A 22,473-nucleotide genomic window follows, 5' to 3' on the forward strand; every position below is an offset into this window, starting at 1 on the left:
GGACGACGAAGCATGCGATTTGACGAAGCATACTCTGGCAATGTCTTCATCCGTAGCCACGGAAACTACGAAGAGAGCCAAGCGGTTATTTACGGAATGCCAATGGACTGGACGGTTAGCTTCCGTCCAGGCTCCCGTTTCGGCCCTGCCCGTATCCGTGAAGTATCCATCGGTCTGGAAGAGTACAGCCCGTACCTCGACAGACTTCTGGAAGACATCAAGTACTTTGATGCAGGCGATATTCCGCTTCCTTTCGGGAACGTGGAAGGCAGTCTGGACATGATCCGCAATTTCGTGGCGAAGGTCCTGGAAGACGGCAAGTTCCCACTCGGATTGGGCGGGGAGCACTTGGTTTCCTGGCCCGTTTTCCAAGCGGTTTATGAAAAGTACAAGGATATGGTCGTTTTCCACTTTGACGCGCACACAGACCTGCGTGACAACTACGAGGGCTATCAGTACTCCCACTCCACTCCGATCAAAAAGGTGTGCAACCTGATCGGTGGAAAAAACGTGTACTCGTTCGGTATTCGCAGCGGTATGCGTGAAGAGTTCGAGTGGGCGAAGGAAAACATGCACCTGACAAAATTCGATGTGCTGGAGCCAGTAAAAAAGGTGCTGCCAACGATCGGCAACCGCCCGATTTACCTGACGATCGACATCGATGTACTCGATCCGGCTCACGCGCCAGGTACAGGTACGACAGAAGCAGGCGGCATCACTTCCCGCGAGCTATTGGACACGATTCATTTCATGGCAAACAACGGGGCAAACGTAATCGGCTGCGACCTGGTAGAGGTAGCGCCTGTATACGACCACAGTGAAATGACGCAAATCGTTGCATCCAAAATCGTGCGCGAGCTGCTGCTGAGCTTTGTAAAATAACAGACGATCAATATACGTCTCCGGATACCTACTCCGGGGGCGTTTTTGTTTCCATTTTCGATTGCAGAATATTTATAAACATTTTTGTTTACAAAATATAATTATAAAGGTACGATGATCTCGAGAAGCTGTGACGGGGAGTTGTATCCGATGAAAGAGGTATTCGCGAACGTAGATTTTCGCAAACTGTTTTTCTCCAACTTGTTTTCCGGGTTTGGTCAAGGCATGACGATGATCGGGATTGCATGGTACCTGGTAGAAAAGACTGGATCCGCCCAGCTGTTGGGCAGCACGATGTTCACTTCTGCGGTGCTCATGTTCTTTATTGGCCCGTACATCGGTACATTGATCGATCGTTTCTCCCGCAAAAAAATGCTGCTGGTGGAGAACCTGATCGGCTCTAGTGTGCTAGGAGCCTTGGCTATTTGGGGATTTTTCGGCTCGTACGCGGAGTGGATGCTGATCGCCATTTATCTCGTGACGACTTTTATGTATCAAATTCATTACCCGGCTCAATCTGCGCTGGTTCAGGAGGGCTTTGAACCAAGGCATTACAATAGCATCAATAGCCTGCTTGAGATTGAAGGACAGACGGCATCTGTTCTTGCAGGCGGGGTTGCCGGATTCTTGTTAAACTCGTACGGATTGCATATCGTAATCCTCTTTAACGCCTTGACGTATCTGTTTGCCTTTGGACTTTTGTCCACCATGAAGTACACTTTCACGCTAGAGGGCGAGGCAAAAGCAAACCAAGGAGTAAACTGGCTGGGACAGCTCGGGCAAAGCTGGCGGTACATACGGGAGAAACGAGGGTTTATGGTCTTTGGCATTTCCGCAATGATGCCCTTCATCGCAATCATGGCGAGCAATCTGTTAAAGCCGGTCTATGTGAGCCAGACGCTGAAGGCGGATGTCTCGATCTTTTCCCTTGGTGAAATGGCCTATGCGATTGGGGCCGTAGCAGCGGGTATCCTCGTATCTCTTCTCGTAGCGAAAATGGGGCAGCTCTCGGCGATTGTCGGCAACACGCTGCTATTCGCTATCGTGATTGTAGCGATGGTCTCATTGCCGTACGGATGGGCGCTGGTTGCTTCCTATATGGTGTACGGCTGGTGTAACGCTTCGGTGCGGCTGATCAGACAGTCCCTCTATATGACCATCGTTCCGAAGCACTTTATGGGGCGGGTCATGAGCTTTTTCAATTCCGTCGGCATGATGATGCGCTTGGTGCTGATTGGTGGCTTTACCACGATGATTGATTATACTGGGGCGGGTGCGGGATATTTGGTCTTGGCAGGACTGCTGCTGCTGGCTGCTGTCGGTATCGCCATCACGATGCGGTCCATGCTCGCAGAAGCTTCCACTCAGGCTGCTGTTGCAAGCGAAGAGAGTTGAAGGGTAAAATGAACGGATGTAAACGATGGTGGACAGGAAGAAAAAGTGGAGTGTGGAAGCGATTATGCAAGACGTGAAAATCGAATTGACTGCCAAACACCGGGTCGATGGTGAATGGGAGGAGACGACTCATACCTATGAAGGAAAATGCGTACAAAAGATCGGGGCCTGGTATTTGACCTATAAAGAGCAGGTAGAAGGAGCGGGAGAAGTCAGCACGACTCTCAAGCTGACGGAGCAATCCATCACGCTTGTTCGGCAGGGCGGGGTTTCTACGCGCCAGCAGTTTGAAAAAGGTGCCAGCACCCATGCCAGCTATCAAAGTCCGTATGGTCCATTCGCCATGGAAACGCATACCAACAGGCTGCGGATTCGCTACGAACAGCAGATGCCTGCACGCGTGGAATTGGCTTATCAGTTGTGGATGAACGAGCAATATGCCGGTGAACACGAGCTGACGATACAAATTCAATAAAAATAAGCCGTCCTTGGCAAGGGCGGTTTTCTACACGTACAATGGAAGTACTCCTTCAGGAAGAAAAGGAGGTTTGCTTGATGTTCGTAGTGAGTAACGGACTCTTAGCTGGTCTCGTTCTTGCAGGATTTTTAGCTTTGGGTGATGGACTGTTTGGTACGCGGACATTCTCGGTGCTGATCGATGTTGGGTATGTTCCCGGCATGGAAAACCTCCCGTCTGTCGTGGAGCTGTTGATCCATCTACTCATTAGTGTGGCGATCGCCTGTGTGTGGGTATTCGTCTATCCTCGGTCCGGCAAAGGGAGGGAGATCAAATTCTGCCTGTACTGGATGCTGGCCTTTGCCCTTCTATTTTTCCCATTCAGTTTTCTCAGCGGCGCGGATTTATCATGGATGGCTTTTTTGATTTGGGTGCTGGGACACCTAATATACACGGGCATACTTGCGGTGCAAATACACAGGCTGCGCTCTCGATCACTATAAATGAAATGTGCCGAATATTCGGCATTGTGATGATTTTTTGGCAGCATGGGCTTAAAGGAGTGAGTACGCGGATGCCTTTGTCAGATACAGTAGAGATGTTGCAGGCAATTCTGGGAGCGATTGATGAAGGAATACACGTGGTAGACGCAAACGGAATCACGATTTTTTACAATCACGTAGCCTCCAAGCTCGATGGCCTCACCTCGGAGGAGGTGCTGGGAAAGCCGTTATTAGAGGTATTTCCTTCGCTGGATCGTGAATCCAGTACCTTGCTCCGGGTCATAGACAGCGGCGAATCGATCTATAATCAGCCGCAGGTCTATAAAAACTGGAAAGGCGTCAGGGTGGAAACGATCAATACGACCTTGCCTGTGCGCGTTGGCAAAAGGCTGGTTGGAGCAGTCGAAGTAGCCAAGGATATCGGAAAGCTGAAAGAATTGTCGGAGCGACTGGTCGATTTGCAGGCGAAGATCAGCAAGCCCAAGCGAACCAAGAACCAAAAGGATGGGCTCTCCTTTCACTTTGATGATATTTTGACCTGTAGCGAGCTGATGGATCTGGTGAAAGATCGTGCTCGCAGGGCCGCTCGTACTTCCTCGCCCGTGTTGATTTACGGAGAGACGGGTACTGGTAAGGAATTGTTCGTCCAGTCGATTCACCAAGCGTCGTCACGCAGCAGCAAGCCCTTTATTGCGCAAAACTGTGCGGCGCTCCCTTCGTCGTTATTGGAAAGCCTGTTATTCGGTACGACGAAAGGGAGCTTCACGGGGGCAGATGACAGACCGGGTCTGTTTGAGCTAGCAGATGGAGGGACATTGTTTTTGGATGAGCTGAACAGCATGCCGCTGGATTTACAGGCAAAGCTGCTTCGGGTATTGCAGGATGGGCAGATTCGCAGGATTGGCGGCAGTCAGCAAAGCAAAGTCGACGTTCGTGTGATCGCAGCCGTCAACGAGCCTCCGCAAAAGCTTGTTCAGCAAGGGTTGATGCGTACGGACTTGTACTATCGCATCAACGTGGTATCGTTTGAGCTGCCACCGCTGCGAAATCGCAGGGAAGATATCCATCTATTGTCGAACCATTTTCTCGAGAAATTCAATCAGCAGTTTGGCATGAACGTACGGGCTTTCAGCAGCGAGGTGGATCGTTTGTTTCGTTCCTATTCGTGGCCAGGAAACGTGCGGGAATTGGAGCATGTCGTAGAGGCAGCGATGAACATGGTCGAAGGTACTACGATTGACATGGAGCATTTGCCGCCGCACTTGCTGGAGCGGCCGTTGGGACAAAGCGAGGCGGAGCAGGCCGTCCCGACAAATCTGCTGCAGCCCGGAGCAGGCAGAACTCTCCCGGATCTATTGAAGGAGATAGAGGAGCACGTAATTCAGGATGCCATGAAAACGACGGAGGGAAACGTCCTTCGAGCAGCCAAGCTGCTAGGAATTCCGCGGCAGACCCTGCAATACAAGCTGAATCAACGGGCAAACCCTCTCAATTAACTGCCGAAATTTCGGCACACTAATCGAGGGGAAGCAGGAGCGCAAAGCACAGCGGAGGCCGACAAACCGCTCTATTCCTTATTTTCTAAATTTTTTGATTTGATTGGCACGACCCTTGCATCTCTTGTTCAACGAGTGAATGACAATTGCTTCACTATTGACGAGAGGGGATGTAACAAACCATGACAGTAGCAACGAAGCGCAATTGGCGCGATATTGAGCTCTGGAAAGACGTTACCGACGAACAGTGGAATGACTGGATGTGGCAGCTGACCCACACCATTAAAACCGTAGATGACCTCAAGCTGGTAGTCAATCTGACTCCTGAAGAAGAAGAAGGCGTACGTATTTCCACCCAGACCATCCCATTGAACATCACTCCTTACTACGCCAGCCTGATGGATCCAGATGATCCGAGCGATCCTGTACGCATGCAGTCCGTTCCGCTTTCCTCGGAAATGGTCCGCACCAAATACGACATGGAAGACCCGCTTCACGAAGACGAGGATTCTCCTGTTCCTGGTCTGACTCACCGCTATCCAGACCGCGTCCTGTTTCTGGTAACCAACCAATGCTCGATGTACTGCCGTTACTGTACTCGTCGCCGCTTCTCCGGCCAGATCGGAATGGGCGTGCCAAAGAAACAGCTGGATGCTTGTATTGACTATATTCGTCGTACTCCAGAAATCCGTGACGTTCTTTTGTCCGGTGGAGACGGTCTCTTGATCAACGACCGTGTACTCGAATACATCATCAGCAGCCTGCGTGAAATCGAGCACGTGGAAATCATCCGTATCGGTACACGTGCGCCTGTGGTATTCCCACAACGCATCACCGAAAACCTGTGCAATATCCTGAAAAAGTATCACCCAGTTTGGCTCAACACACACTTTAACCATCCAAAAGAAATTACACCGGAAGCAAAACAGGCCTGTGAGATGCTAGCGAACGCAGGTGTGCCGCTGGGGAACCAAGCTGTTATTCTGGCTGGTATCAACGATTGCCCCAATACGATGAAAAAACTGATGCAGGATCTGGTGAAAATCCGCGTCCGTCCATACTATATCTATCAATGCGACCTGTCGGAGGGGATCGGCCACTTCCGCGCACCTGTCAGCAAAGGTATCGAGATCATTGAACACCTGCGTGGCCATACCTCTGGCTACGCTGTACCAACCTTCGTAGTCGATGCTCCACACGGCGGAGGTAAAATCCCGGTGAGCCCGAACTACATTATCTCGCAGGCATCCGATAAAGTCGTTCTGCGCAACTTCGAGGGTGTCATTACCTCCTATCCAGAACCAAAGCAATATCATGAGCACGACGAAGAAAACTGCGAATACTGCCAGGCAGCCAAAGGAAAAGCGGTCGGGATCGCGGCGCTTATGCAGGATGAGGCAGACAACCTGGAGCCTACCGATCTGCCACGTAACAAGCGTATCAAGGCGACGAAGGTCAAATCCTTGGCTGATGTGCGCAGTGAGCAAAAAGAGCAAAAGCAGAAGAAAACGGTAGAATCGGATGCTGCTTCAAAAGAAGTATCCGGGAAGTAAGAGATTGCACCTGAAAAAGCAGTCGTCTGGCACGTCCAGGCGACTGTTTTTCTTTTTCAGATGAGTATGGGTCCTTCCCAAAGGCTTGACCGAGCCAAGTTTACGAAGGCCCACTTTTTAGTATGGTTGACCGACGATAAGTGTGGTAAGATCATAGCATAATCATCATTGAGCGACCGCTCAGTTTTGTTTTATTCTTCAGAAAAAGAATGCTAGAGACTGAATAGTCATTCATTTTCTGAGGTGATTCTGATAAAATAAAACAAATAGATAACTCGATCATTGGAGGAGGAGTAGAATCATGCTGGCACTTATTAATCTGATTGCCTTTTTCCTGGTGCTTGCTTATGGACTTTACTTGGCCGGACATGTTGTGTACAGCCGGTATTTGTTCATCAAGCTGGGTAAAAAGCCGGAAGTGAAAGATGACTTTGGCGCACGCATCAATCTGCTGCTGGACAACGTCATTTTTCATAAGAAGCTCTTGAAGGACAAAAAGAGCGGCGTTATGCACGTAGTCATGTTCTACGGCTTTATCATTTTGCAATTCGGTGCGATCGAGCTGGTGATCAAAGGGCTGTCGAAGGGCTTTGAGCTTCCGTTTGGCAGCGCTCACAAGTACTTCAGCCTGATGCAGGAGATCACGACGTTCCTGATTTTGGCTGCAGTTGGCTACGCTTTTTACCGCCGATACATCGAAAAGCTGAAACGCCTGAAACGCGGCTTCAAATCAGGGATTGTGCTGCTGCTGATTTCCTCCCTGATGGCTTCGGTTCTGCTCTCACTCGCATTTGAGCAGATCTGGCTTGGTCATGAGCCTTCTGGTTTTGCTCCGATTTCTTCGGTTCTCGCCAGTCTCTTCTCTGCGATCGGGGTGGGAACGACAGCTAGTGCCGTCCTGTTCTACATTTTCTGGTGGGCGCATCTGATCATTTTGCTCGGCTTTGCAGTTTACGTGCCGCAGTCCAAACACGCACACTTGCTGTTTGCTCCGGTGAACGTCTGGTTTAAAAAGCTGGACCCGCCAGGAAAGCTTTCGAGCATCAATTTTGAAGACGAGACCCAGGAAGTTTTCGGTGTCGGCAAGATCGAGGACTTTACCCAAACACAACTGATCGACCTGTACGCCTGTGTGGAGTGCGGACGTTGTACGAATATGTGTCCAGCATCGGGAACCGGTAAAATGCTGTCCCCGATGGACCTGATTACAAAAATGCGCGACCATCTGACGGAAAAAGGGGCGGCGGTCACATCCCGTACGCCTTGGATGCCAAGCTTTGCATTTGCCAATACCCAAGCGAACCAAATCGCGATGCATGCATCCGAAGTAGCTGCGACCGCTGAAGGCGCTGCAGCTGCAACAGTCTACGAAAAGAACCTGATTGGAGATGTCATCACGGAGCAGGAGCTGTGGGCTTGTACGACCTGTCGCAACTGTGAAGACCAATGCCCGGTGATGAACGAGCACGTGGAAAAAATTATCGACATGCGCCGTTACCTCGTCATGACTGAAGGCAGCATGCCAGCGGAAGCCCAGCGCGCTTTGAACAACATCGAGCGTCAAGGCAATCCGTGGGGGATCAATCGCAAAGACCGGATGAAATGGATCGAGGGCTTGAATGGAGAGTACGAGGTTCCGACCGTCAAGCAAGTAGAGGAATTCGAGTACCTGTTCTGGGTAGGCTCGATGGGATCGTTCGACCTGCGCAGCCAAAAAATCTCGCAAGCCTTTGTCAAACTGATGCACGAAGCAGGTGTGAAGTTCGCCGTTCTCGGAAACGAGGAGAAAAACTCTGGCGATACCGCGCGCCGCATCGGAAACGAGTTTCTGTTCCAGCAGCTGGCTCAGGAAAACATCGCACTGTTTGAAGGGTATGAAGTAAAGAAGATTGTGACCTGCGATCCGCATGCTTTCAATACGTTTAAAAACGAGTATCCAGAGTTTGGCCTGCAGGCAGAAGTCTACCACCATTCCGAGCTGTTGGCTCAGTGGGTAAAAGAGGGCCGTCTAAAACCGACCAAGGAAGTAAACGAGCGTATTACGTATCACGATTCCTGCTATTTGGGTCGTTACAACGAGATTTACGACAAACCGCGCGTCATCCTGGAAGCTATTCCTGGCGTAGAAGTGCTCGAAATGAAGCGCAGTGGCTGCGACAGCATGTGCTGCGGCGCGGGTGGCGGCTTGATGTGGATGGAAGAGCATGAAGGCTCCCGCGTGAACGTGACGCGCACCGAGCAGGCGCTGGAAGTCAATCCGACGGCCATCGCGAGTGCGTGCCCGTATTGCCTGACGATGATGAACGACGGTGTGAAAACGAAAGAAAAAGAAGACGAGGTAAAAACGCGTGACGTAGCGGAGATCCTGGCAGACGCTATCTAAATCCGCAAGCCTCAAGGGAGAAAAGCTGTGCTGCTGTCAGTGCAGGCAGCTTTTTTCTTTCTAAATACATTGACTATTGTGGCACCAAACGGCAAAATGAGTATATAAGAAATGAGCGAACGCTCGGTCATATAAAACGAAGTGGAGGGATCGTGCGATGAAAACAGTGATTGTCGGAGCGGCAAGAACCCCTTTTGGAAAGTTTGGCGGAGCATTAAAACCTTTGTCTGCTGTTGAACTAGGGGCAATCGTTATCAAAGAGGCATTGGAACGCTCTGGTGTATCTGGCGAGCAAGTGGATGAAGTCATCATGGGGATGGTCGTACAGGCTGGAGCGGGTCAGGTTCCTTCTCGTCAGGCAGCGCGCAAAGCGGGATTGCCGTGGGACGTTGCGAGTGAAACCATCAACAAGGTCTGTGCTTCCGGGATGCGTGCTGTCACAATGGGAGATCAGATCATTCGCGCAGGGGACGGAGAGATCATCGTAGCTGGAGGCATGGAGAGCATGAGCAATGCTCCGTATGCCCTTCCAGATGCCCGGTACGGAATGCGCATGGGTGATGCAACGGTTCGTGATCTGATGATGTACGACGGTCTCACTTGTCCGTTTGACCAAGTTCCGATGGCGGTTCATGGCAGCAATGTGGCCGATGAATACGACATTACGCGGGAAGCTCAGGATCAGTGGGCATTGCGCAGCCAGCAGCGTGCATCTCGAGCAATGGAAAATGGACTCTACGCCGATGAGATTGTAGCTGTCAGCATTCCGCAACGAAAAGGAGATCCTCTCGTTATCAGTAAAGACGAAGGACCTCGACCAGATACAACGTTCGAAGGCTTGGCGAAGCTTCCGCCTGTATATAAAAAGGACGGCACCATTACAGCAGGAAATGCGCCGGGAATCAACGACGGCGCTGCGGCGATGGTTCTCATGTCGGATGCGAAGGCAGCTGAGCTTGGAATCAAGCCGCTTGCAACCATTTTGGGTCACGCTGAGGTAGGAGCGGAGGCGCCGTACATCGCGACCACCCCGGGCCTCGCTATCCAAAAGCTGTTGAAAAAGACCGGAGTGGCTTTAGAAGACATCGATCTGTTTGAAGTAAACGAAGCTTTCGCAGCGGTTACCCTGACGAGCGGCAAAATCGTCGGCTGGGATGAAGAAAAGGTAAACGTCAACGGTGGAGCGATTGCACTCGGTCATCCGATTGGAGCGAGTGGTGCGCGCATCATCATGCATCTTGCTTACGAATTGAAAAGACGAGGCGGTGGCCTTGGCATAGCAGCGATTTGCAGCGGAGCCGCACAAGGTGATGCGGTCCTGATTAAAGTGGAATAGGGAGGCACTTCACATGAACGTACAAACCATCATGGTTATCGGAGCAGGACAAATGGGGAGCGGTATCGCCCAAGTATCGGCACAGGCAGGCTTCCGCGTTTACTTAAACGACATCAAGCAGGAGTTCGTCGAGCGCGGGCTTGCGGCTATTACGAAAAACCTGACGCGCAACGTGGAGAAAGGCTCCATCAGTGAAGAGGAAAAGCAGGCGGTACTGTCCCGTCTTATCCTGTCGACCGATTTGGCAGATGCGAAGGACGCGGACTTTGTGATCGAAGCCGTTACGGAGAACATGGCCGTCAAAACACAAATCTTCTCCAAACTGGATGAGGTTTGCCCTCCGCATACGATTTTGGCGAGCAACACTTCTTCGCTGCCCATCACTGAGATCGCTGCAGTAACGAAGCGTCCGGAGAGAGTCATCGGGATGCACTTCATGAACCCGGTCCCTGTGATGAAGCTGGTCGAAATCATTCGCGGCCTGCAAACGGCAGACGAGGTCTACCAGCTGACAGAAGACCTCTCCAAGCAAATGAAAAAAGTGCCGGTCAGCGTCAATGACTTCCCTGGCTTCGTTTCCAATCGCGTGCTGATGCCGATGATCAATGAAGCGATCTATTGCGTATACGAAGGGGTAGCTACCCCAGAGGCAATCGATGAAGTGATGAAGCTGGGCATGAATCATCCGATGGGGCCGCTGACGCTGGCTGATTTTATCGGGCTGGACACATGTCTCTATATCATGGAAGTGCTGCATGAAGGGTTCGGCGATTCGAAATACCGTCCATGCCCGCTTCTCCGCAAATACGTCAAGGCAGGATGGCTCGGCAAGAAATCCGGTCGTGGGTTCTACGTTTACAACTGACAGATGATTGAGGCAGAAAGGCAGGACTAGACATGGATCTTCGAATGAAGGAAGAGCATGAGATGATGCGGCGAATGGTTCGCGATTTTGCGCAAAAAGAAATCGCACCCTTTGTTCCGGTCATGGAGGAGACGGATCAGTTTCCGCGCCACATTTTGCAAAAGATGGGCGAAATGGGGCTGATGGGGATCCCGATCGCGGAGGAATGGGGCGGAGCCGGTGCGGATTTTCTCTCGTACATTACCGCGATTCATGAGATATCCAAGGTAAGTGCGACAGTAGGCGTTATCTTATCCGTTCATACATCGGTAGGCACCAACCCGATTCTTTATTTCGGAAACGATGAGCAGAAACACAAATACGTCACCAAGCTTGCAGCAGGCAAGTATCTGGGAGCGTTTGCATTGACTGAGCCGCATGCGGGCTCCGATGCGAGCAGTATCCGTACCTCCGCTGTTCGCCAGGGCGACGCGTACATCTTAAATGGTAACAAAGTCTTCATTACCAACGGCGGCGAAGCGGATACGTACATCACATTTGCGGTTACGGATCCGTCGAAAGGAACGAGAGGAATTTCCGCATTTATTGTGGAAAAAGATACTCCAGGATTTACCGTCGGCAAAAAGGAAAAGAAAATGGGGCTGCACGGCTCCTATACGACTGAGCTGGTATTTGACAACGCTCGCGTCCCTGCCGAGAATTTGCTTGGTCAGGAAGGAGAGGGCTTCACCATCGCGATGGCCAACCTTGATACAGGGCGAATCGGAATTGCCGCGCAAGCATTGGGGATAGCGGAAGCAGCCGTGCAATATGCAACGGAGTACGCGAAAGAACGCAAGCAGTTTGGGCAGTCCATCGGCAAGCAGCAGGCAGTTGCTTTCAAGCTGGCTGACATGGCGACCAAGGCGGAAGCAGCAAAGCTTCTGGTATATCAGGCGGCGTCTCTGCGCAGTCAAGGCAAAGCATGCGGCTTGGAAGCATCTATGGCAAAACGCTTCGCAACCGATACGGCGATGGAGCTCGCGATAGAGGCCGTGCAAATCTTCGGTGGATACGGTTACACGCGTGAATATCCGGTAGAGCGACTCTTCCGAGATGCAAAAGTCACGCAGATTTACGAGGGCACCAACGAAATTCAACGCATTGTGATCGCCAAGCATTTGCTTGCTGACTAAATAACGAGGATGTCCGTCGACGCGTTCGATGTCCGGGCTGACCGAAAAGCACACGGGGGAGTGGTGGGAATGAATTTCCAATTAACGGAAGAACATGAGATGCTGCGAAAAATGATACGTGACTTTGCCGAAAACCAGGTGGCTCCTTCGGCAGCGGAACGCGACGAGGAAGAACGCTTTGACCGCTCGATTTTTGAGCAGATGGCTGAGCTGGGCTTGACGGGAATCCCGTGGCCTGAGCAATACGGTGGAGCAGGAGCCGACTACCTGAGCTATGTGATCGCGGTGGAAGAGTTGTCCCGTGTGGACGCATCCATCGGCGTGACGTTGTCTGCACAAGTATCCTTGGCGAGCTGGCCGCTCTACAAATTCGGTACAGAAGAGCAAAAACAGAAATTTTTGCGTCCGCTGGCAGAAGGCAAGAAAATGGGCGCGTATTGCCTGACAGAACCGGGCTCGGGCTCGGACTCGGCAGGTATGCGCACCACGGCTGTCCGCGATGGCGACCACTATATTTTGAACGGCAGCAAAATCTTCATCACGAATGCCGGTGAAGCCGAAATTTACATCGTGTTTGCGGTTACGGAGCCACAGCTTAAGCACAAGGGCATTACCGCCTTTATCGTGGAAAAAGGCATGGACGGCTTCACGATGGGCAAAAAAGAGAAGAAGCTGGGGATTCGTTCCTCGCCAACACTCGCGGTCAACTTCGAGGATGTCCGCGTTCCGGCTGAAAACATGCTGGGCAAAGAGGGCGAGGGCTTCAAGATTGCCATGATGACACTCGATGGCGGACGCAACGGGATTGCCGCACAAGCGTTGGGTATCGCGCAGGGTGCATACGAGCAGGCCCGCAATTATGCAAAAGAACGCAATCAATTCGGCAAGCCGATCGCTTCCTTGCAAGCAATTCAGTTCAAGCTGGCAGATATGGCGACCAAGATCGAGGCATCTCGTTTGCTCACCTACCAAGCAGCATGGCTGGAAGATCAAGGACTGCCGTATGGAAAAGCATCCGCCATGTCCAAAGTATTCGCGGGCGATACAGCTATGGAGGTAACGACCGAAGCGGTTCAAGTATTCGGTGGGTATGGCTACACGCGTGAGTATCCGGTAGAGCGTTTCATGCGCGATGCGAAGATCACGCAGATCTATGAAGGAACGAACGAAATTCAGCGAGTCGTTATCAGCAACTATTTATTGAAAGAATAGGCGAGCCCTAAAGTCTAGGCGCTGATCAGATAACCGATTACCATAAAAGAGTGCATGGGGGCAGGTCTCACCTGCTCCCGCCAATTCTTCTCGCTTCTGTCCGCTTTCTGTAGGTTGGGAAAAGAAAGATTTGGCTTTCTTCGTCTTACTCGCGTATAATGGTTGCGATAAGATACGAAAGACGAGTGTTTTTTGACTTGACTTTTTTGAAATGTCTGACCAAACGCTCAGTCGGTGGAAAAGGTGGATCGGTCATGTCCGAGAAAAGAAAAACGATTCCTTCATTGGTTAAGGATCCTAAGCTCATTGAGAAGCGCCGCGAACAAATCGTTGAAGCAGCGGTCAACTTGTTCATTCATAAAGGCTTTCATAAAACGACGACTAGAGAGATTGCACGCGCTTCTGGTTTTAGTATTGGTACCTTGTACGAGTACATTGAATCCAAAGAGGACGTGCTGTACCTCGTATGTGATGCGATCCATGCGGAGATGGAGACTCGTCTGCGCGAAGCGATCAACTTTAACGGGTCTGGTTTGAAAATCTTGACCCTCGCACTAAAGAGCTTTATCCGTGTGATGGACCAGATGAGCGACCGTGTTTTGCTCATTTATCAGGAAGCAAAGTCACTGCCAAAAGAAACGCTTCGCTTTGTATTAGGACGTGAAGAAGCGATTGCACAAGTTTTCGTAGAGATCATTCACAAAGGAATTAATGACGGCTCCCTGCGTCTGGATGAAAAACACGTCAAGCTCATGGCGGATAACATCATGGTTCTGGGCGAGATGTGGGTATTCCGTCGCTGGGCTCTGCACAAGCACTATACGCTAGAGGAGTTCACCGAAAAGCAGATAGCATTGTTGCTGCGCGAAATCAGTGTCTCCGACTAAAACTGAATCTCGGGGAGAGTGGAACGATGGAAACAGAAGTTTTTCGTCCGCAAAACAAAGTTCGTTTTGTGACCGCCGCCAGCTTGTACGATGGTCACGATGCCTCGATCAACATCATGCGCCGTATTTTGCAGTCTTCAGGGGTGGAAGTCATCCATTTGGGTCACAACCGTTCTGTTGATGATATAGTTACCGCAGCGATTCAGGAGGATGTGCAAGGGATTGCCATCAGCTCCTATCAGGGCGGTCATGTGGAATATTTCAAGTACATGATTGATTTGTTGAAAGAACGAGGAGCTGAGCATATCCGCGTTTTTGGGGGCGGGGGCGGCGTGATCGTTCCACGCGAGATTCGGGAGTTGGAAGAGTACGGAGTCTGTAAAATCTATTCGCCAGATGATGGCCGCAACTTCGGATTGCAGGGGATGATCAATGACATGATCCGGCAGTCCGATTTTCCGACGGTCAAGCAGCTGAGCGATGAAGTACAAGCGCTTCGCGATCAAAATCATAAAGCCGTGGCCCGACTCATTTCTGTAGCGGAATATGCCGTTGACCAGCCGGAGTGGGTAGAGCCAATCAAAAACAGCGTACCAGAGCCGCAGGAGATGATCCCGGTGCTGGGGATTACCGGTACAGGGGGAGCAGGGAAAAGCTCGCTGACAGATGAATTGGTTCGACGCTTTATTCGAACGTATACGGACAAGACCGTTGCGATTTTATCTGTCGATCCATCCAAGCAAAAATCGGGTGGAGCGCTATTAGGCGACCGCATCCGTATGAATGCCAACAACACACCTCGTGTGTACATGCGAAGCTTGGCTACCCGCAAATCGGGCATGGAGCTGTCTGCGGCGCTGGAGGATGCGATCCGCGTGGCAAGGGCTGCCCATTTTGACTTGATTATCGTGGAGACGAGTGGGATCGGTCAGGGCGACGCGCAGGTTACGGATGTGTGCGACGTATCCATGTACGTCATGACCAGTGAGTTCGGTGCACCATCGCAGCTGGAAAAAATCGATATGCTCGATTTCGCGGACGTGATCGCCATCAACAAGTTCGAGCGAAAAGGCTCCGAGGATGCCCTGCGTGAGGTGCGAAAGCAATATCGCCGCAACCACCAGCTGTTCGAGCTGCCGGATGAAAAAGTGCCAGTGTACGGAACAATCGCCAGTCAGTTTAACGATCCGGGTACAAACGTCCTGTTTGCGGCACTGATGCACAAAATCGTAGAAAAGACAGGAGTAGACTGGTCGGTTGAGGGATTGGATACGACTCCTGTTAAAATTCATAAAACTTCGTTGATTCCGACAGAGCGGATCAACTACTTGCAAGACATCGCCAATACCGTTAGGAAATACCGCCAATACACGGATGAGCAATCCGCCATCGCACGTAAGCTGTTCCAGCTGCAGGGGGCGAAAGAGACGCTCCTATCTTCAGGGGAAGCTTCGGCACAAGAGGTAGCAGCTGTCTTGGATAAACAGATTGAGCTGTTCGAGGAGAAGCTGCATCCAGAGTGCAAACGAATTCTCGCGCAATGGCCAAAGCTCAAAGCTGCCTATAAGCAGGATCAGTTCGTGACCAAAATCCGCGACAAGGAGCTTGTGACGAAGCTGTTCAGTGAATCGCTGTCCGGTACGCGTATCTCCAAGGTGGCCGTCCCTGAGTACGAGGATTGGGGCGAAATCTTGAAATGGTCCCTGAAAGAAAATGTACCAGGAGAGTTTCCGTACACGGCTGGCGTCTTTCCATTCAAGCGAGAAGGAGAAGATCCAAAGCGCCAATTTGCGGGAGAAGGGACACCAGAGCGGACCAACAGACGTTTCCACTTCCTTTCGCAAAATGACGAGGCGAAACGGCTCAGTACCGCTTTTGACTCGGTTACTCTTTACGGAGAAGACCCGGATTACCGTCCGGATATCTACGGCAAGATCGGAACGAGCGGTGTGAGCATTTGTACGCTGGATGACATGAAAAAGCTGTATGCCGGCTTTGACCTGTGTGCGCCAAGCACTTCTGTGTCGATGACGATCAATGGTCCTGCACCGATGATTTTGGCGATGTTTATGAACACGGCTATCGACCAGCAAATGGAAGCTTTCGTGCAGCGCGAAGGACGTCAGCCAACTGCTGAAGAGAGCGAGCAAATCAAGGCGTACACGCTCTCCACGGTCCGAGGTACCGTACAGGCTGACATTTTGAAGGAAGACCAGGGTCAAAACACCTGCATCTTCTCTACGGAGTTCGCCCTGCGGATGATGGGCGATATCCAGCAGTATTTCATTGATAAAAAGGTGCGGAATTACTATTCCGTGTCGATTTCGGGCTACCATATTGCAGAAGCTGGGGCGAACCCGATTACCCAATTGGCATTCACGCTGGCCAACGGCTTTACGTACGTCGAGTACTATTTGAGCCGCGGCATGAACATCGATGATTTTGCACCGAATCTGTCGTTCTTCTTCTCCAATGGACTCGACCCCGAGTATACCGTGATTGGACGGGTGGCACGACGCATCTGGGCAACTGTTATGAAAAACCGCTATAGCGCAAATGACCGCAGCCAGAAGCTGAAATACCACATCCAGACGTCAGGCCGTTCCTTGCACGCGCAGGAGATGGACTTCAACGATATCCGTACAACCTTGCAGGCGCTGGTTGCAATTTATGACAACTGCAACTCCTTGCACACGAATGCTTACGACGAAGCTATCACGACACCGACAGAAAACTCGGTGCGACGCGCGATGGCTATTCAGATGATCATCAACAAGGAGCTGGGCCTCGCGAAAAACGAAAACCCGTTGCAGGGTGCTTTCATCATCGACGAGCTCACTGATCTGGTCGAGGAAGCCGTTATGCAGGAGTTTGAGCGGATCAGCTCGCGTGGCGGTGTTCTCGGAGCGATGGAGACTCAGTACCAACGGGGCAAAATTCAGGATGAGTCGATGTACTACGAAATGAAAAAACATACGGGTGAACTGCCAATTATCGGGGTCAACACCTTTATCAATCCAAACTCGTCAGAGGAAGACTACGAGATCGAGCTGGCTCGTGCGACAGAAGAAGAAAAGGTACAGCAAATCTTGAATCTGCGTGCCTTCCAGGAAAAGCATCGCGAGCAATCTGGAGCGGCTCTGCGTCGCTTGCAGGAGGTCGCGACTTCTGGAGGTAACATTTTCGAAGAGCTGATGGAAACGGTCAAGGTAGCTTCTCTGGGGCAAATCAGTGCGGCCCTGTATGAAGTAGGGGGACAATACCGCAGAAACATGTAAGAAGGCTTTTTTCTGCAAGAAAGAGCGGCTGGTGATGATCACTGGCCGCTTTTGCTTTCTCCTTTGATCTGCTTTGTCATTACCAGGCGAAAACAGCCCGGTTTTGCCAGGGGAAAACGGGGGCGAATAATATATTTGCCGGCCTGTTTGAAAGCCTTGCATTTTCGTCTAAAATAAGGAATACTGTATGTTAGCCTTCGTATGTTGTACAATCGAAGAATCCGACATGATTGTAGATTTACCTATACAAAGCCGCGCCTCACATCGAAGTGACGGCCGTATGGTATCCCATAGTTTTCAATGGAAAGGACGTGCCCTGAGTGAGTCAATTATTTGCTCATGTTGATTCCGAGAAACTGAGTGAGATGGCATTGGTTGACATTGCCTATGAAATTTTGCGTCAAACCAATCGAACTTACAACTTCCGCGAGCTGATGGATGAACTGGTTGCCGTTCGCAAGATGACGAAGGAACAGCTCATGGCGATCATCGCTCAAGTATACACAGAAATTAATATTGACGGCCGTTTCGTTTGCCTCGGTGACAATATCTGGGGTCTGAAACGCTGGTACCCTACCGACACTGTCGAAGAAACACAAGAGGGCGGCGGAACCAAGAAGAAAAAAGTCATCCTCGACGACGATTTCGACGACTACGATACCGAAGACGACATCGTCGAAGAATTCGAGGAAGACGATGTGGTTATCTTTGAAGACGAAGAAGACTTCGTGGACGAAGATGCAGAGATCGAAGAAGAGGAAATTGATGCTGAAATCGACGAAGAAGAGCTCGATGAAGAAGAAGAGCTGTTCGAGGGCGAGGAAGCAGAAGATGAGGAATTGGAAGACGACGTTGAAGAGGAAGAAGACGAGAAATTATAAGTCCTTGACTTCCGTCTGAGGGACAGATAAAATACTCCTTGGGCTTCACATGAAGAAGGATCAAATATGGGAAACTATAAAACAAAAGTGCCCCTACCCCACTGCTAAACGGGATAGGACTCGCTTTTGTTTTTTCTTTTTTTTGGAGCCGTCTTCATACGATTTATCATCATCTTGAGGATTAGGGAAAGAGGGGACGTAAACGATGACGAAGTATATTTTTGTGACAGGCGGGGTCGTATCCTCGTTGGGAAAAGGGATTACAGCGGCGTCTCTGGGCCGACTCCTGAAGAATAGGGGACTGAAGGTTACCATCCAGAAGTTTGACCCATACATTAACGTGGACCCGGGTACCATGAGTCCATATCAGCACGGGGAAGTATTCGTTACGGATGACGGAGCAGAAACCGACCTGGACCTGGGGCACTACGAGCGCTTTATCGACATCAACCTGAGCTCCAACTCCAATGTAACGACCGGTAAAATTTACTCTTCCGTAATCGCCAAAGAGCGCCGTGGCGACTATCTGGGTGGAACCGTGCAGGTTATCCCACACATCACCAACGAGATTAAAGAGCGCGTATTCCGTGCCGGTCGTGAAACAGGAGCGGACGTGGTCATCACGGAGATCGGCGGAACCGTGGGCGACATCGAGAGCTTGCCTTTCCTGGAAGCAATCCGTCAAATCAAAAGCGATATTGGCCGCGAGAATGTCATGTACATTCACGTAACACTTGTTCCTTACATCAAGGCAGCAGGTGAAATGAAAACAAAGCCAACCCAACACAGTGTAAAAGAGCTGCGCAGCCTGGGGATCCAGCCAACCGTCATCGTTACACGTACCGAGCAACCGATGACCCAGGAAATGAAAGACAAGCTGGCTCTGTTCTGTGATATCGATAAAAACGCAGTTGTGGAATGTATCGATGCAGAAACGCTGTATGAGGTGCCATTGCAATTGCAGGCACAAGGCCTCGACGATTACGTTTGCCGCCATCTCGGCTTGACTTGTCAGGAAGCAGATATGACGGAGTGGAAACAGCTCGTAGGCAAAATCAAGAACCTGTCCAAAACTACTCGCATCGCGATTGTTGGTAAATATGTGGAGCTGCACGACGCTTATCTGTCTGTTGCAGAGGCGCTTTATCATGGCGGATATGCCATTGACTCCAAAATCGACATCAAATGGGTAAGTGCAGAAGAAGTCACCTTGCAAAACGTCAGCGAATTGCTGGGTGATGTAGATGGTGTCCTCGTACCAGGCGGTTTCGGTGATCGTGGTATCGAAGGAAAAATCATCGCGACGCGCTACGCTCGTGAAAATAAAGTACCATTCCTGGGAATTTGCCTGGGTATGCAGATCGCCGTTATTGAATTTGCCCGTCACGTTGCTGGCATGGATCTGGCCAACAGCTCCGAAATCAATCCGGAAACGCCATATCCAGTTATCGATCTCTTGCCAGAGCAAAAAGAAATCGAGGACAAAGGCGGCACCATGCGTTTGGGTGTAGGTCCAACGAAGGTTGAAGAAGGCAGCTTGACCGAGCAGGCATACGGCAGCACGGTGGTATATGAGCGCCATCGCCACCGCTATGAAGTGAACAACGAATACCGTCCTCAACTGGCCGAATTGGGTCTGCGTTTCGCAGGTACGACGCCGGATGGAAGACTGGTTGAAATCGTGGAAGTTCCTGAGCATCCTTGGTTCGTAGCTACGCAGTTCCACCCAGAGTTTACGTCCCGTCCAAATCGTCCGCAGCCATTGTTCCGTGACTTTGTCAAAGCTGCGCTGACCAACCAAAAATAATCGTTTTCGATAAAAAAGCACCTGCGAAGGAAAAATCGCAGGTGCTTTTTGCTGGAAAAGCATATTTATTTAATGAAAAAGCGGAGTGATCCAGGCTACCCAGTAAGCAGCAGGAATCAGCAGGACCTGAGCAAGCAAGGTTCCAAAAAAACGACTAATCATCAGCCACATGTACATATCGCGAATGGACTCCAGCGAGGACTTGCCTTGCATGGCTTTTTCCGTCATGAGGGCTACCTGCGGATCGACCAGAATCGTCATGAAAATGGTGGCGAACCCGTTGATCAGGCCAGAGGACATCAGGACGGTCGCTTTGTAGTCGGGTACGAGCAATGTAGCGTATAAAACAGACAGGATGCTGCTCGTGTAAATGCCTGTTCCCAGGCAATTGAGAAGTAACAGCCGGTTGGGAACTCCCTTGATCCGAAAGCGTGCGAGGACATTCAAAGTCGGGACCCTGACGTGATGCCGTACGCTCCGCAAACTGTCGATGGTAACGGCCGTGCGAAGCATTTGGGGAATGGAGCCAGCGAGCTCCAGCCGGGCAATCACCCGTTTGGATAGCTGGGCGGCAGTGGGAAAAAGCAGTATCGAGAAACAAGTCCCAAGAGAAGCGGCGGCGACGATCAGGTGCAGCTTGAGACTTGGATCGGTATGGGTGAGAGCCGCTTCGTCAATCAACCCTCCGGTAAAAGGGCCCTGAATCAGATTGGATGTACGAGACAGCAGCAAAATAATTCCGACGAGTGACAGAGCTACGGCGAGTCTCCCCGACTGTACGCCAGCAAAGCGCACGGCGTAGGACAATGTCTCTGTGGTATGGATTATAAATGTCAAAAGGCATATCAGCAAAACAGCGTCCATTTTGTTCTCGGCTCCTCACTAAGTGGGAAAAATAGTATTCCTATTATACTCGATAGCTCGAGGGCAGGAAAATTTCAACGAGATTCAGGAAGGAGTTTCCTAAATTTAGGCGAACTAATGTCGTTAAGGAAAAGGCATAGGTCAGGGGGGGAATAATCAGATGTTGGACAAGCATGATAAGAAAGTATTGGTAGTCGACGATCAGTACGGAATCCGCATCTTGTTATACGAAGTATTGGGTAAGGAAGGTTACAAGACATTTCAGGCAGCTAACGGAAAAATGGCGCTGGAGATTGTAGAAAAGGAGTCTCCTGATCTGGTAATTCTCGATATGAAGATTCCGGGTATGGATGGAATCGAGATTTTGAAGCACATCAAAAAAATCAACCAAGATATTAAGGTCATTATGATGACTGCGTACGGTGAGTTGGACATGATAAAGGAAGCGACCCAGCTGGGTGCATTGACGCACTTTACCAAGCCGTTTGATATCGACGAATTGCGCATGGCGGTACATCAGCAATTAGCATGTTAGTCCCGGTTGTATCCCAGACATGCGTACCTGTTAACAGGAGAGTGACTGTGGTATAATAAGCCACAGTATTGAAGTTTGCTAGAGGAGGATTTACGAAAATGCCACTCGTACCTATGACCGCTTTTACCGAAGACGTCAAAAAGCATAAATACGCCGTCGGACAATTCAACCTGAACAACCTGGAGTTCACTCAAGCAATTACCGAAGCAGCGATGGAAGAAAAATCGCCTGTGATTTTCGGTGTGTCTGAGGGGGCTCTTAAATACATGGGCATTGATTACACCGTAGCCATCGCAAAAGTGGCGGCGGAGCGTGCCGGTGTCCCCGTTGCATTGCACCTTGACCACGGTAGCAACTTTGACATGGTTATGAAGTGCATTCGTGCAGGATTCTCTTCTGTTATGTTTGATGGTTCCCACCACTCTTTTGAAGACAATCTCCGCCTGACCAAACAAGTTGTCGAGGCTGCTCACGCTGTAGGCGTTTCTGTAGAAGGCGAGCTCGGCACTATCGGCGGGGTAGAAGACGACCTGTCTGTGGATGAGGAAGACGCTACTCTGGCAAATCCTGAGGAAGCAATCCGCTTCTGGGAAGAGACCAAAGTAGACTATGTAGCGATCGCTGTAGGTACTGCTCACGGCATGTACAAAGGCGTTCCGAAAATCCGCTACGACATCATTGAAAAAGTAGCAAGCAACATCGGCGCACCAATCGTACTGCACGGTGGTTCTGGCGTTCCGGATGAAGCGATTGTGAAATCCATCAGCCTGGGCGTTGGTAAAATCAATGTGAACACAGAGTCTCAAGTAGCATGCACCGAAACGGTACGCAAGGTGCTCGCTGCCAAACCGAACGAGATTGACCCGCGCAAATATCTGGGCCCTGCTCGCGACGCGATCAAGGAAGTAGTTAAAGGAAAAATGCGCTTGTTCGGCAGTAGCAACCGCGCGTAACCAAGGAGGAT

Annotated in this window: 18 protein-coding genes; 17 read left to right on the forward strand and 1 reads right to left on the reverse strand. The window is 50.7% G+C overall.

All coding sequences use genetic code 11. The features are described 5' to 3' along the window. Nucleotides 1–12 precede the first annotated feature (12 nt). The 15 genes from speB to ACLIN2_RS29205 all read left to right on the forward strand — a co-directional run bounded on the left by speB (nt 13) and on the right by ACLIN2_RS29205 (nt 20,110). Nucleotides 13–882, forward strand: a complete 870-nt coding sequence (gene speB, locus ACLIN2_RS29135; protein ID WP_122926501.1) for an agmatinase — start codon at nt 13–15, stop codon at nt 880–882. 150 nt (nt 883–1,032) lie between these two features. Beyond that, entirely contained in the window at nt 1,033–2,277 is a 1,245-nt protein-coding gene (locus ACLIN2_RS29140; protein WP_411502887.1) for an MFS transporter, read from the forward strand. Nucleotides 2,278–2,302: 25 nt separating this feature from the next. After that, nucleotides 2,303–2,752, forward strand: coding sequence for a DUF1934 domain-containing protein (locus ACLIN2_RS29145; RefSeq protein WP_246071021.1), 450 nt, complete (start codon nt 2,303–2,305; stop codon nt 2,750–2,752). A gap of 80 nt (nt 2,753–2,832) precedes the next feature. Beyond that, a complete protein-coding gene (locus ACLIN2_RS29150) occupies nt 2,833–3,237 on the forward strand; it encodes a hypothetical protein (protein WP_411502888.1) in 405 nt (134 codons plus the stop codon). Nucleotides 3,238–3,308: 71 nt separating this feature from the next. Then, on the forward strand, nt 3,309–4,733 hold the full coding sequence (locus ACLIN2_RS29155) for a sigma-54 interaction domain-containing protein (protein ID WP_411502889.1): 1,425 nt from the start codon (nt 3,309–3,311) through the stop codon (nt 4,731–4,733). 182 nt (nt 4,734–4,915) lie between these two features. Next, on the forward strand, nt 4,916–6,286 hold the full coding sequence (gene ablA, locus ACLIN2_RS29160) for a lysine 2,3-aminomutase (protein ID WP_411502890.1): 1,371 nt from the start codon (nt 4,916–4,918) through the stop codon (nt 6,284–6,286). A gap of 301 nt (nt 6,287–6,587) precedes the next feature. Next, complete coding sequence (locus ACLIN2_RS29165; protein WP_411502891.1) at nt 6,588–8,669, forward strand: (Fe-S)-binding protein; 2,082 nt, start codon at nt 6,588–6,590, stop codon at nt 8,667–8,669. Nucleotides 8,670–8,826: 157 nt separating this feature from the next. Further along, on the forward strand, nt 8,827–10,005 hold the full coding sequence (locus tag ACLIN2_RS29170) for an acetyl-CoA C-acetyltransferase (RefSeq protein WP_411502892.1): 1,179 nt from the start codon (nt 8,827–8,829) through the stop codon (nt 10,003–10,005). A gap of 13 nt (nt 10,006–10,018) precedes the next feature. Then, a complete protein-coding gene (locus ACLIN2_RS29175; protein ID WP_327931311.1) occupies nt 10,019–10,870 on the forward strand; it encodes a 3-hydroxybutyryl-CoA dehydrogenase in 852 nt (283 codons plus the stop codon). A gap of 32 nt (nt 10,871–10,902) precedes the next feature. Then, nucleotides 10,903–12,045, forward strand: coding sequence for an acyl-CoA dehydrogenase (locus ACLIN2_RS29180; protein WP_092268309.1), 1,143 nt, complete (start codon nt 10,903–10,905; stop codon nt 12,043–12,045). A 69-nt stretch (nt 12,046–12,114) separates the two neighbouring features. Beyond that, complete coding sequence (locus tag ACLIN2_RS29185; protein WP_092268454.1) at nt 12,115–13,257, forward strand: acyl-CoA dehydrogenase; 1,143 nt, start codon at nt 12,115–12,117, stop codon at nt 13,255–13,257. A 254-nt stretch (nt 13,258–13,511) separates the two neighbouring features. Beyond that, the gene (locus tag ACLIN2_RS29190; RefSeq protein ID WP_092268308.1) at nt 13,512–14,144 is read left to right on the forward strand and encodes a TetR/AcrR family transcriptional regulator; all 633 of its coding nucleotides are present in this window, start codon (nt 13,512–13,514) and stop codon (nt 14,142–14,144) included. Between the two features lie 26 nt (nt 14,145–14,170). Then, the gene (gene icmF / locus ACLIN2_RS29195) at nt 14,171–17,422 is read left to right on the forward strand and encodes a fused isobutyryl-CoA mutase/GTPase IcmF (RefSeq protein WP_411502893.1); all 3,252 of its coding nucleotides are present in this window, start codon (nt 14,171–14,173) and stop codon (nt 17,420–17,422) included. A gap of 320 nt (nt 17,423–17,742) precedes the next feature. Continuing rightward, the gene (rpoE, locus tag ACLIN2_RS29200) at nt 17,743–18,303 is read left to right on the forward strand and encodes a DNA-directed RNA polymerase subunit delta (protein WP_411502894.1); all 561 of its coding nucleotides are present in this window, start codon (nt 17,743–17,745) and stop codon (nt 18,301–18,303) included. Between the two features lie 205 nt (nt 18,304–18,508). Next, entirely contained in the window at nt 18,509–20,110 is a 1,602-nt protein-coding gene (locus tag ACLIN2_RS29205; RefSeq protein WP_411502895.1) for a CTP synthase, read from the forward strand. A 69-nt stretch (nt 20,111–20,179) separates the two neighbouring features. Here the strand turns inward: ACLIN2_RS29205 and ACLIN2_RS29210 are convergent, their stop codons facing one another. After that, nucleotides 20,180–20,974, reverse strand: coding sequence for a lipid II flippase Amj family protein (locus tag ACLIN2_RS29210; protein ID WP_092268304.1), 795 nt, complete (start codon nt 20,972–20,974; stop codon nt 20,180–20,182). Nucleotides 20,975–21,134: 160 nt separating this feature from the next. On the opposite strand from ACLIN2_RS29210, the gene ACLIN2_RS29215 reads away from it, so the two are divergent. Both ACLIN2_RS29215 and fba read left to right on the forward strand, forming a co-directional pair. Continuing rightward, nucleotides 21,135–21,509 carry a response regulator gene (locus ACLIN2_RS29215; protein WP_049740841.1) on the forward strand — a complete coding sequence of 125 codons (375 nt, stop codon included), beginning with the start codon at nt 21,135–21,137 and terminating at the stop codon, nt 21,507–21,509. A 98-nt stretch (nt 21,510–21,607) separates the two neighbouring features. Beyond that, nucleotides 21,608–22,462 (forward strand): class II fructose-1,6-bisphosphate aldolase, encoded by an 855-nt coding sequence (fba, locus tag ACLIN2_RS29220; protein WP_092268303.1) that lies wholly within the window; start codon nt 21,608–21,610, stop codon nt 22,460–22,462. The last annotated feature ends 11 nt before the right edge of the window (nt 22,463–22,473 follow it).

Source organism: Brevibacillus centrosporus, from assembly GCF_046622605.1.
Classification (GTDB): Bacteria; Bacillota; Bacilli; order Brevibacillales; family Brevibacillaceae; genus Brevibacillus; species Brevibacillus centrosporus.

What these genes read in the sequence shown, in the direction of transcription:
- speB (WP_122926501.1), top strand. Translation starts at nt 13, where the DNA reads ATGCGATTTGACGAAGCATACTCTGGCAATGTCTTCATCCGTAGCCAC.
- ACLIN2_RS29140 (WP_411502887.1), top strand. Translation starts at nt 1,033, where the DNA reads ATGAAAGAGGTATTCGCGAACGTAGATTTTCGCAAACTGTTTTTCTCC.
- ACLIN2_RS29145 (WP_246071021.1), top strand. Translation starts at nt 2,303, where the DNA reads ATGGTGGACAGGAAGAAAAAGTGGAGTGTGGAAGCGATTATGCAAGAC.
- ACLIN2_RS29150 (WP_411502888.1), top strand. Translation starts at nt 2,833, where the DNA reads ATGTTCGTAGTGAGTAACGGACTCTTAGCTGGTCTCGTTCTTGCAGGA.
- ACLIN2_RS29155 (WP_411502889.1), top strand. Translation starts at nt 3,309, where the DNA reads ATGCCTTTGTCAGATACAGTAGAGATGTTGCAGGCAATTCTGGGAGCG.
- ablA (WP_411502890.1), top strand. Translation starts at nt 4,916, where the DNA reads ATGACAGTAGCAACGAAGCGCAATTGGCGCGATATTGAGCTCTGGAAA.
- ACLIN2_RS29165 (WP_411502891.1), top strand. Translation starts at nt 6,588, where the DNA reads ATGCTGGCACTTATTAATCTGATTGCCTTTTTCCTGGTGCTTGCTTAT.
- ACLIN2_RS29170 (WP_411502892.1), top strand. Translation starts at nt 8,827, where the DNA reads ATGAAAACAGTGATTGTCGGAGCGGCAAGAACCCCTTTTGGAAAGTTT.
- ACLIN2_RS29175 (WP_327931311.1), top strand. Translation starts at nt 10,019, where the DNA reads ATGAACGTACAAACCATCATGGTTATCGGAGCAGGACAAATGGGGAGC.
- ACLIN2_RS29180 (WP_092268309.1), top strand. Translation starts at nt 10,903, where the DNA reads ATGGATCTTCGAATGAAGGAAGAGCATGAGATGATGCGGCGAATGGTT.
- ACLIN2_RS29185 (WP_092268454.1), top strand. Translation starts at nt 12,115, where the DNA reads ATGAATTTCCAATTAACGGAAGAACATGAGATGCTGCGAAAAATGATA.
- ACLIN2_RS29190 (WP_092268308.1), top strand. Translation starts at nt 13,512, where the DNA reads ATGTCCGAGAAAAGAAAAACGATTCCTTCATTGGTTAAGGATCCTAAG.
- icmF (WP_411502893.1), top strand. Translation starts at nt 14,171, where the DNA reads ATGGAAACAGAAGTTTTTCGTCCGCAAAACAAAGTTCGTTTTGTGACC.
- ACLIN2_RS29205 (WP_411502895.1), top strand. Translation starts at nt 18,509, where the DNA reads ATGACGAAGTATATTTTTGTGACAGGCGGGGTCGTATCCTCGTTGGGA.
- ACLIN2_RS29210 (WP_092268304.1), bottom strand. Translation starts at nt 20,974, where the DNA reads ATGGACGCTGTTTTGCTGATATGCCTTTTGACATTTATAATCCATACC.
- ACLIN2_RS29215 (WP_049740841.1), top strand. Translation starts at nt 21,135, where the DNA reads ATGTTGGACAAGCATGATAAGAAAGTATTGGTAGTCGACGATCAGTAC.
- fba (WP_092268303.1), top strand. Translation starts at nt 21,608, where the DNA reads ATGCCACTCGTACCTATGACCGCTTTTACCGAAGACGTCAAAAAGCAT.